The sequence below is a fragment of the Pirellulales bacterium genome (genome assembly GCA_035533075.1).
Taxonomy (GTDB): domain Bacteria; phylum Planctomycetota; class Planctomycetia; order Pirellulales; family JAICIG01; genus DASSFG01.
The window spans coordinates 38165-48174 of record DATLUO010000226.1 but is presented as its reverse complement, the minus strand read 5'-3'; the positions used below and the strand labels follow the sequence as shown (position 1 = coordinate 48174).

Genomic DNA, 10010 nt, shown 5'->3' with positions numbered 1-10010 from the left:
GACGACCGCCACGTCAGCTTTCGATGGAAAGATTACGCGCACGGCGGGGGCTGGCGCACGATGACGCTGCTGGCGGTGGAGTTCCTGCGTCGTTTCCTGCTGCACGTCTTGCCCTCCGGTTTTCAGCGCATCCGGCACTACGGCTTTTTGGCGAACTGCCATCGCCAGAGAAAGCTCGACGTGTGCCGCCGGCTGCTGCAACAACAGCAGGAACAGGCCGCACCGCCCGCCGCACCGCCCGCCGCGGAGCCGGCCAGCGCAGGCGATTTTCCTTTCGGGCCTGAAGCTCACGCCTGTCCCGTCTGCCGTAGCGGGCGGTTATTCCCGCGCGAGAGCGTGGCTCGGCCCACGTTGGGGCAACTCCTGCAGTTGTGGCGAGACCAGTCGCCGAAATCTGAACTTCGGCCATTCGGGATGAGGGGGGCGGCGCGTTGGCTACTCGTTGTGAGTCCCCCCGGCCGATTGGGTGGAGTTGCCGTAACGCATTGGCCGAAGCGGGGATCGAACCCGCACGGTGGTTGCCCACCACAGGATTTTAAGTCCTGTGCGTCTGCCAATTCCGCCATTCGGCCCGCGTTTTCACGGGTTCTACGCTATAAAAGCGTGCTCGTCCAGTGCCTGAAATCGTCACGCGCGGAGCTTCCGCAACGCCGGGACCAACCAATCGGACCCGCGCCCGTAAAGACTTTTCCCTCGCCTCGTTCCACCGAGACGACGACCTTGGTCGTCGCCAACCGCCAAAACGTTCTTCCATCGGGCGGTCGGCCTCCGGCGGTCCCGAGGTGCCGGCCGGATAGATCGGAATTGGAGCCGCTGGACAATCTTACGCGAAAGTCCGAGCATTGGCGTCGCGACCGGCAGGCTCTACACTGGGCGGATGCCCACCACGCTCTCCCGCGACGAACTGGCCGAAGCGTATCTCAAACAGCTCCCTTATCCGCCCTACGCGGTGCAGGAAGAGGCGCTGCTGGCCTGGTTCACGGCCGAGCAGGGAGTGCTGGTCTGCGCGCCGACCGGCACGGGCAAAACGCTGATCGCCGAAGCCGCTCTGTTCGAGGCCCTGCACAACGGCACGCTCGCTTATTACACCACCCCGCTCATCGCGCTTACCGAACAAAAATTCTCCGAGATGCAGGCGGCCGCCGTCCGCTGGGGCTTCTCGCCCGACGACGTGGGACTCGTGACCGGCAACCGCCGCGTCAACCCCAAGGCCCGCGTGCTGGTGGTCGTGGCCGAGATTCTGCTCAACCGGCTGCTGCACCAGGCGGCGTTCGACTTTACGCCGGTCAGCGCCGTGGTGATGGATGAGTTTCACAGTTTCGCCGACGTCGAACGCGGCGCCGTCTGGGAATTGTCGTTGGGCATGCTGCCGCCGCACGTCAAGCTGCTGCTGCTCTCGGCCACCGTCGGCAACGCACAGGAGTTCGTCAATTGGCTCGACCGTTGCCACGGCCGCAAAGTCGAGCTGGTGCAAAGCACCGAGCGGCGCGTGCCGCTGACGTATCAGTGGGTGCCCGACGAGCTGCTGAACGAGTTTGCCACCCGCATCGCCGCGGGCGACGACGCCACCCGGCAGACGCCCGCACTCGTGTTCTGCTTCAACCGCGACGAATGCTGGAGCGTGGCCGAGCAGCTCAAAGGTTGCCACTTGCTCGGCGAGCCGGTCCGCTCGCGGCTTCTGGACGAAGTCAACAAGCTCGACTTATCGCAGGGGGCGGGCACGAAGCTCAAGCAGCTTTTGATGCGCGGCGTGGGCGTCCATCATGCCGGCCTGCTGCCCAAGTATCGCCGCATCGTCGAACACCTCTTTCAGCGCAAGCTGCTGGCCGTGTGCGTCTGCACCGAGACGCTGGCGGCCGGCATCAATCTGCCCGCGCGAAGCGTGGTGCTGACGTCGCTGGTCAAAGGCAAGCCGGGCGAGCAGAAGCTGCTGGAGGCGAGCACGGCCCACCAGATTTTCGGGCGTGCCGGCCGCCCGCAATTCGACGACCGCGGCTACGTGTTCGCCCTGGCCCACGAAGACGACGTGAAGATTCTGCGCTGGAAGCAAAAGTACGACGCCATTCCGGAAGACACCAAAGACCCCGGCCTGATGAAGGCCAAAAAAGCCCTCAAGAAGAAGCGGCCGACGCGGCGCGAAAACCAGGCCTATTGGAACGAGCAGCAGTTCGACAAGCTGAAGCTGGCGCCGCCGGGCAAGCTTTACAGCAAGGGACAGCTTCCCTGGCGGCTCTTGGCATATTTGCTCAGCATCTCGCCCGACGTCGATCTCATCCGCAAGCTGATTCGCAAGCGGCTGATGGACGAGCCGCGGATTCGTGCCGGCGAACAGGCGCTTGACCGCATGCTGCTTACGCTCTGCTCCGGCGGCTATGTGAGGCTGGAGCCCGAGCCGCCTGAGAAAAATGAGGAACCGCAGCAACCGAAGGTCGCGGCGGCGCCGACCAAGGGACTGTTTGGTTTGCCGCAGTCATCGCCCCACGCCTCTCACGGCGGGAGCGGGAGCGACGCGCCGACTCCGCCGCGTTATTCGCCGCGTTTGGCGCATGCGACGGACACATTGCCGCGGCTGCTGTCGTTTCGCAGCGTCAATCCGCTGTACGGCGCCTTTCTGATCGAGCAGCTTGGCATCGCCGACCGCACGGAGCGGCTGCAAGCGTTGGAGAGCGTGCTGGGCTTGCCGGGACCGGTGCTGAAATACGTGCGCGTGCCGCGCGACCTGCCGCCCGGCCCGTTGGCGACCACGCGGCTCGACGACGAGCTGATCGCCCGTGGCCTGATGGCGGCCCCCGTGCCGGAAGGCGAAGAAGAGGAAGACCGCTTCGACCGCGACGGGCCTTTCGAGCGGCCGCCTGTTTTCGCCGAAAAGCTGCGGCTGTTGTTCGACGCCTTGCACCCCGAAGTGCGCGACGTCGAGACACAAGCGGTGTGGGCGGCGGGCGAGCTGTTCTTCTTCGGCGGCAACTTCAACAACTTCGTCAAGTCGCGCGATCTGACCAAGCAGGAAGGGCTGATCTTCCGGCATCTGCTGCGGCTGATCTTGCTGTGCGAGGAATTTGCCGCCGTTTGTCCGCCGGAGGTCGAGCCGGCCGCCTGGCAGGCGGAATTGCGCGAGCTGTCCGAGCGGCTGGCGGCGAGTTGCCGCGTGGTCGACCCATCCAGCACCGAAGAAGCGATCCAGCATGCCCACGCCGCCGATCTTATCGAAGGCGAGTCGCACGCGGCGGAGGCGTCGGCAGAAACCGGACTGCAAGATCATTGAAGCCATTGATTGGCCAGGTCTTCCAGCCGTGCGGCTGACTCGTCGAGGAGGGACCTGGATCGAAACAGCGTTCGCTGAAGCGGCCAGCCCAAACAAAAGCGACGCGCGCGTGTCGCTTTTGTTTTGCGCGGCGGTCACTTCGCAGCCACCGCTTTGACGCTGACGTTGTCGAAAGAAACCTCGCCCGTCGCGCCCAGCATGCCCAGATAGAGCACGACCACGCGGGCCTCACGCGGAACGGGAACCACATCGCGGACCGCGATCCAGCCGAAGGTGCCCGTCCACGGACCCAGCGACTCCTCTTTGATGAACGCCTTGTTCTGGTCGTAATAATTCACGATCAGCCGCGGCCGGCGGTCGGGCTCCGTCAGGGGCGGACGAATGTCGAAGCCTTGGACCCACAGCCCCACTTCCAACTGCCGAACCTTTCGGCCATCGACGCCAAACGCCTGCAGAATCTGCGAAAACTTGCCCGGCTCGATGTTGCGGCAGGTGAGTATCTGCCGCCCGTCGGGCGCTCGGTCGACGGCTTCCAGCTTGCACTGCCGCGCGTAGTACCAGCCGTCGGGCACGCCCTCGATCACCGTCGATTTCTCGAAGCTCCCGTTGATCATCTCCGGGTGCGCCGAATCATATTCCACCTCGCGCAAATTCTCGGCCGTGCCCGTCATCGGCACAAACATCGTCGCCTCGACCGCCTCTTTTTCCAGCTTGCCGCCGCTCTTCTTATACAGATAGAGCACCTGCTGAAACCGCTGGCCGACCGGAATCATCATGCGGCCGCCGTCGGCCAACTGGTCGATGAGCGGCTGGGGGATTTTTTCGGGCGAACAGGTGACGATGATCTTGTCGAAGGGCGCGGCTTCGGGCCATCCCTGGTAGCCGTCGCCGATGCGGCAATGGACGTTCTGATAGCCGATCCGCCGCAACGTGGCTTCGGCGCGGACCCCCAACGGCTTTTGAATCTCGATCGTGTAGACGTCTTTCACCAGACCGCTCAGCACGGCCGCCTGATAACCGCTGCCCGTGCCGATCTCCAGCACCTTGTCGTCGGGCTGTGGATCGAGATGCTCGGTCATCGAGGCCACCACAAACGGCGGCGAGATCGTCTGCCCTTCGCCGATCGGCAAGGCCTCGTCGCGATAGGCCTTGTCGCGCTGCTTTTCGGGCATGAACTCGTGCCGCGGCACCTTGCGCATGACCGCGATCACGCGCGAGTCGGTCACCCCCTGGCCGATGACAACGTCGTCGACCATTCGGTCGCGAATAGCCGCGAAGCGGTCGGCGGCGCGGGCGCTTGATGCGATGGCGATGATGAATGCGACGACAAGTAGACGGTAGACGGCAGACCGCAGACGGGGGGAGGAAATTGCAAATTGCCAATTGCCAATTGCGAATTGCAAACTTGGAGTCTGGCCGACATGCTCGCTCTTCATATCCCTCTCCCTGTCTACCGTCTACTGTCTACCGTCTACCTCCGTGCCTCACGCCGAGCCGACCTGATCGAGGAAGCCGACCAGGCGGCGGCAACGCACGGGATGCTGCAACTTGCGGACGGCCTTGGCCTCGATCTGCCGCACGCGCTCCCGCGTCACCGAGAAGATCTTTCCGACCTCCTCCAATGTGTAAGAATACCCGTCGGCCAGTCCGTAACGCAATCGGAGGATTTCGCGCTCGCGATAATTCAGCTCGCCCAGGGCGTCGGCCAGCCGCTCTTTGAGCATGTTTTGCGTCATGTCGTGCAGCGGGTCCTCGTGGCGATGGTCTTCCACGAACTCGCCGAAGAAGCTGTCGTCGTGGTCGCCCACCGGCTGGTCCAGCGAGAGCGGATGCCGCGTCATCTTCAACACGCAGCGGGCCTCTTCCAGAGTCAGCCCGGTTTCGGCCGCCGTTTCGTCGACCGTCGGTTCGCGGCCGTATTCTTGCAACCAGCGGCGCGTGACCTCCCTCACCCGGCCCATCGTTTCGATCATGTGGACCGGCAAACGGATGGTGCGGCTCTGGTCGGCGATGGCCCGCGTAATGGCCTGGCGAATCCACCAAGTCGCGTAGGTCGAGAACTTGAAGCCGCGGCCGTGCTCGAACTTGTCGACCGCCCGCATCAGCCCGGTGTTCCCTTCCTGAATCAAATCGAGGAAGCTCAGGCCCCGGTTGCGATAGCGCTTGGCGATGGAGACCACCAGACGCAAGTTGCCCGCCGACAGCACGCGCTTGGCCGCATCGTAGCGCGTCAGGCAGGCCGCCGTGTTGGCGGTCCGGGCACGCAAAGTCGACGGGCTTTCCAGCGTAATTCGCAGCAGATAACGCAGCTCTTTCCGTAGCGAGGCCACTTGCTCCGGCCCAGCGTGTTTGACCCGCAGGACGTTGATCTGGTCGAGCAGGTCGTCCATGCGCCGGGAGATTTCGGCCAGTTTCTCCATCAACGGCTGCAAGCGTTGCGTTCGCAAATCGAGCTCTTCGACGAGCCGCACGGCCTTGTGGCGTCGCAAGACCAGCCGCCGCCAGGCCGCGCGGCGGTCGGGCATCTTGGCGCCGCGGCTCATCACGGTGCGGAAGTCAAGCTCGTTCTGCTTGAGCAGGTGGTCGAGCGTTTTCAAATTCGGATGAAGCCGGGCCATGATCCGCTTCTTCTCTTGGGCGTCGGTCACGGAGACATCGACCGTGCGATCGAGCCGCAGCTCGCCGTCGCGGACCTTTTTCAGCAGGGCCACCGCGCCTTGCAACAAAAAGTCGCTGGCCAACAGCGTGATGCGATAACGGCGTCGCGCCTGGTCGATTTCCTTGGCGGCGGCAATCTCTTGCTCGCGCGTCAACAGCGGAATCTCGCCCATCTGCATCAGGTAGATCCGCACCGGATCGTCGATGCGGTCTCCGCCCATGCTGCCTTCCAGTTCCTGGTCGCCGAAGCCGAGTTCTTCTTCGTCGGCCTCGTCGGCATCCGCGGCTTCGGCTGTCTCGTCGGCTTCGTCGTCGATGAGCGGTTCGTGCTCGTCGCTCAAGCGGGCCAGCGGTTCGTCGTCGAAATCAAAGGCGTTCGGGCGTCCGGCGACGGGTTTCGACCGCGGTTTCATGTTCTGTTTGTGGGCCGGGTCCGTCGAGATTTTGCGAGTGTGACCAGCGTGCTTGGGGGTTTTGGCCAAGGGCGAGTTTCCTTTTTGCGGTTGCTGAAAATGGCTGGCCTGGATGTGGTTGCCAGCCGAAATGCGTGTCGCTGGAACCAAAAGCACGCGCGGTGCCACAATCGGGATCCATTCGGCGAGAGATGGCCGTAAGTCGTTTGCGGCCACGAGCATTCGCAAAAGTCAGCGCTCGCGCGGCAGCTCCCTGCGGCGCGTTCGACGTTGCTTGTCGGCAGCATGCGCTAACGGGCATGTTGCAAATGCACAACACGATGGCAATGTGCGGCACTCAGATCGCACTTGCCTCGGAAGGCAGCACCCTGCCGGCACCCCTTGCGGCGCGCAACCGTCGCCCCCATCCCCACTTACCGCCACTGGCCGGCGATGCTGTATCCTATGTTGTGCCATGTCACCGTGTACTTTGGCAAGGGGGGGCGACTCGATCGCACGCGCGTCGAAGCCGCCGGCACGGTGGATCGCAAGCCTTTCCACCTGAAACGGTGGTTGTGGAGGCGATTCTCGCACGAATCGGCTGCGGCGTCGTCCGCCGCTGGAGCGCTTTTCAAAGCGACCTCGTTCGTGTTGATTTGCGCTTGGCTGACCTCGCCCAAGGATTGGATACGCTCGTCCTTAAGCTGGTCGCGGCGAGCTTGCAAATCCGTCAAGGCGACGGCCAACGCCGCATCTTCCGGCTTGACGATTTGTTACAGAATCGCCTCTTGTTGGGCGATCGCGTCACGCAACGACTCCAGTCGTGCTTCGACCTCTTCGCGAATCGCTTCCCAGGCCACCATTACGAGATGTCACCGCGTTCGTCGCGCACGTATATCGCGCGATCGCAGAATCAAACAAATTGCCGTTATAAGCACCGTCAACATGGCGAGGAGCGCCACGAACGCTGCGATGACGCCGGACCGGTGTTGATTTGCCGGAAAATAGTATTCGGCCCAGTCGCGTCTCTCCATGACCGGAGCCGACGAACGTTTCTCGTCTTTTTTTCTCTCGGCGGGCGCGCTAAACGGCGATCGTCTTTTATTCTCCAAGAGGAGGAGGCCCTCGAACCCCCAACGCGACGGCATGAGCTGGGCCATCGGGCGAACGCCGGCCTGAATCCTATGTACCGGTAGCATGATCCCGCCAAGAATCACCATCGGCAGCAGAACGATTGGGAGCATGGCAATGGCAAACTCCGAAGTCTTCGCAAATGCCGACACCGCCAGGCCAATCGCCACCCCGACGAGCGCGACAACCAACAGCACCGCGAACATGCCTGGGAATCCCGCTTTTAGGTCGCACCCCCGTGCGACCAGGGCTTGCAGAACGAGGCATTGCAGAACGCAAAGGCCTCCCAGCACAGTAAACTTCGAGGCCACGTAGGAACCGATCGATAAACCGACCATCCGTTCGCGCCGATAGATCGCGGCTTCGCCGACGATGTCGCGGACCGAGTTGGAGCAGCCGAACCATAAAGCGGAAAGCACAAGCAGAAAGACCGTTACTGACAGCGAGTTTGACGCTTGAACCGGATTTGCCTGGGCTTCCGCGACCTGGGCGCTAAATACAGCGTTGATGAGCAGTGCAATGATCGGGGCCTGCACCAGCAAAACCGCCGTGTTGCGGTGGTCTTTGGCTTTGATCGTCGCCGCGCGGGCGGTTAAGGTCAGCCACTGCCGCAGATCGAAGCCCGGGCGCTTCTTGTACGACGAGGCCAACTGGCCGATGCTCGGCTGCCGGCCGGCGCGGGATGCCACGTAGTCGCGGTGGTGGACCGAGCCGCCATAGCGCCGGACCCAATCCGCGTGGCCGTGCTCTTGGCAGCCCTTCTTATAGCCTTCTTCCACCGCCTCAGGCGGCGCATCCGCGCCTGGCCGCAGGTTCGGCACACCATTTGGATTGAAGAACTCGACGGCATCCGGGTACGCCGGGCCATAGTAAACGACCGTGCCAGGGCCGTCCTGTTCTTTGTCGCGCGCCACAAAGACAAGGTTGTCCATCAACCGGAAAACCTCGAGGCTCGGCTGATGGATCGTCAGCAAGATCGTCTTCCCACGGTCAGCCAGCTTGCGCAGCATCCGCATCACTACCAGCGTGTCGCCCGACGACAGTCCGGAAGTCGGTTCATCGAGGAACAGCAGGGAGGGGTCGGTGAGAAGCTCCATCGCCAAATTGACGCGCTTGCGCTGGCCCCCGCTTATGCCCTTTTTTGTTTCCGGCGAACCAATTGGCACGTGCTCGGTCCCCGTGATGCCGAGCTCGTCGAGCACCGTTGCGATCCGGGATTGAATGTCTTGCCGCGAATAATCGGCGGGCAGCCTAAGCTTCGCCGTGAAGTAGAGTGCCTGGTAGACAGTCAGCTCTCGGTGGATGATGTCGTCTTGAGGCACGTAGCCGATCGAGCCGCTGAATTGATCGTAATTCGAATACAGATCGCTGCCATTGACCATGACGTGACCGGTGCTGGGCGGCGTGTAGCCGTTCAGGGCGGTCATGAGAGTTGTTTTTCCAGCTCCGCTGGGTCCCATCAAACCCACGAATTCTGAAGGGAAGATGGTTAATGAGACCCCTTCGAGCAAACGTCGGCGGGGGACGGAAACGCCGATATCACGCGCCTCGAGTGTGACGTTGCCGCGATAATCTCGCCTCTCGAGCCTGCCGTCGTCAGTCAATTGAAACACGCAATCTCCCAGCCCAATTCGGTCACCCGGCTGCACTGGCGCTTTTTCCGCCAACCGCCGGCCGTTGAGGAAGGTGCCGTTCGTCGAGCCCAAATCTTCGATCAAATAGCCCTGCTCACTGCGGATCAAGCGAGCGTGCCGGCGCGAGACGAGAGGGTCATCCAGCACCTGATCGCACGATGGATCGCGACCGAAGATGATCGCCGACACGGGAACCTTCACCTGAAGGCTGGGTTTTTGGCCCAAGACGAGCCGACCCGCCAGGAGACGCTGCGCCGGCACACGTAGCGAGCCGAAATAGACGACGTCGTTAGGGGACAGCGGCGCCCTGGTGATTTTTCGTTCGGGACTTCCAATTGCGGTTCCGTGGCTCGACCGCAGATCTTCCAGCGTCAGTTGTGAGCCGTTCACGATCAACTGCGCGTGGTGAAGGGAAACCATCGGATAGTCGAGAACAACGTCGTTGTCGTCTGCGCGGCCGATTGGGATGACCCGCCCCGGGGCGGCCGTTGGTCCTGGCCACGGCAACCGACAATCGTGTCCGAGGGTGATTTGATCGTGCGGCCCGACCTTGACCACTGCCGAGATCCTTTGGCCGTTGACGAAGGTGCCCTTGCTCGACCCGAGATCTTCCAGCACGAACCCATCAGGGAGGCGGGTCAACTGGCAATGCCGGGATGACACCGCCGCGTGTTCGATGACAATATCGCAGTTCGGATCACGCCCGAACGTCCATCGGTTCCGTGCCGCCATCGCTCTTTCTCGCTGTTGAACGGTCAATCGGGTTGGGCCTGGGCCCCGAGAGACGTTCTTTGAGGGCGCAGCCTTTGGCCTCTGACTATCGTAAGAGAGTTCGCGCCGCCCTACAATCAGCAGGCTTCATCTGGCCGCCATGCTTGCGTACCGGCTTCGGCCCGGCTATGCTCGATCTCGTGCAAGCCTGGCAGCGTCCCC

Annotated in this window: 4 protein-coding genes, 1 tRNA gene and 1 pseudogene; 2 read left to right on the top strand and 4 right to left on the bottom strand. The window is 62.7% G+C overall.

Annotation, left to right across the window (positions count from 1 at the left end):
• Positions 1-156 (top strand): annotated as a pseudogene (locus VNH11_28920) (transposase).
• A 330-nt stretch (positions 157-486) separates the two neighbouring features.
• On the opposite strand, the gene VNH11_28915 reads toward VNH11_28920, so the two are convergent.
• A tRNA-Leu gene (locus tag VNH11_28915) sits at positions 487-572 on the bottom strand.
• A 305-nt stretch (positions 573-877) separates the two neighbouring features.
• Between VNH11_28915 and VNH11_28910 the strand changes: the two genes are divergently transcribed.
• Positions 878-3262 carry a DEAD/DEAH box helicase gene (locus VNH11_28910; protein ID HVA50408.1) on the top strand — a complete coding sequence of 795 codons (2385 nt, stop codon included), beginning with the start codon at positions 878-880 and terminating at the stop codon, positions 3260-3262.
• A 134-nt stretch (positions 3263-3396) separates the two neighbouring features.
• On the opposite strand, the gene VNH11_28905 is transcribed toward VNH11_28910, so the two are convergent.
• The 3 genes from VNH11_28905 to VNH11_28895 form a co-directional block, all read right to left on the bottom strand.
• The gene (locus VNH11_28905; GenBank protein HVA50407.1) at positions 3397-4518 is read right to left on the bottom strand and encodes a protein-L-isoaspartate(D-aspartate) O-methyltransferase; all 1122 of its coding nucleotides are present in this window, start codon (positions 4516-4518) and stop codon (positions 3397-3399) included.
• A gap of 228 nt (positions 4519-4746) precedes the next feature.
• A complete protein-coding gene (locus tag VNH11_28900) occupies positions 4747-6333 on the bottom strand; it encodes a sigma-70 family RNA polymerase sigma factor (GenBank protein ID HVA50406.1) in 1587 nt (528 codons plus the stop codon).
• Positions 6334-7184: 851 nt separating this feature from the next.
• On the bottom strand, positions 7185-9809 hold the full coding sequence (locus VNH11_28895) for an FHA domain-containing protein (GenBank protein ID HVA50405.1): 2625 nt from the start codon (positions 9807-9809) through the stop codon (positions 7185-7187).
• Between the last annotated feature and the right edge of the window lie 201 nt (positions 9810-10010).

Bases quoted from the DNA above. Each gene is read 5' to 3' on its own strand.
- VNH11_28895 (HVA50405.1), bottom strand. From the start codon at position 9,809: ATGGCGGCACGGAACCGATGGACGTTCGGGCGTGATCCGAACTGCGAT.
- VNH11_28910 (HVA50408.1), top strand. From the start codon at position 878: ATGCCCACCACGCTCTCCCGCGACGAACTGGCCGAAGCGTATCTCAAA.
- VNH11_28900 (HVA50406.1), bottom strand. From the start codon at position 6,333: ATGAAACCGCGGTCGAAACCCGTCGCCGGACGCCCGAACGCCTTTGAT.
- VNH11_28905 (HVA50407.1), bottom strand. From the start codon at position 4,518: ATGGTCGACGACGTTGTCATCGGCCAGGGGGTGACCGACTCGCGCGTG.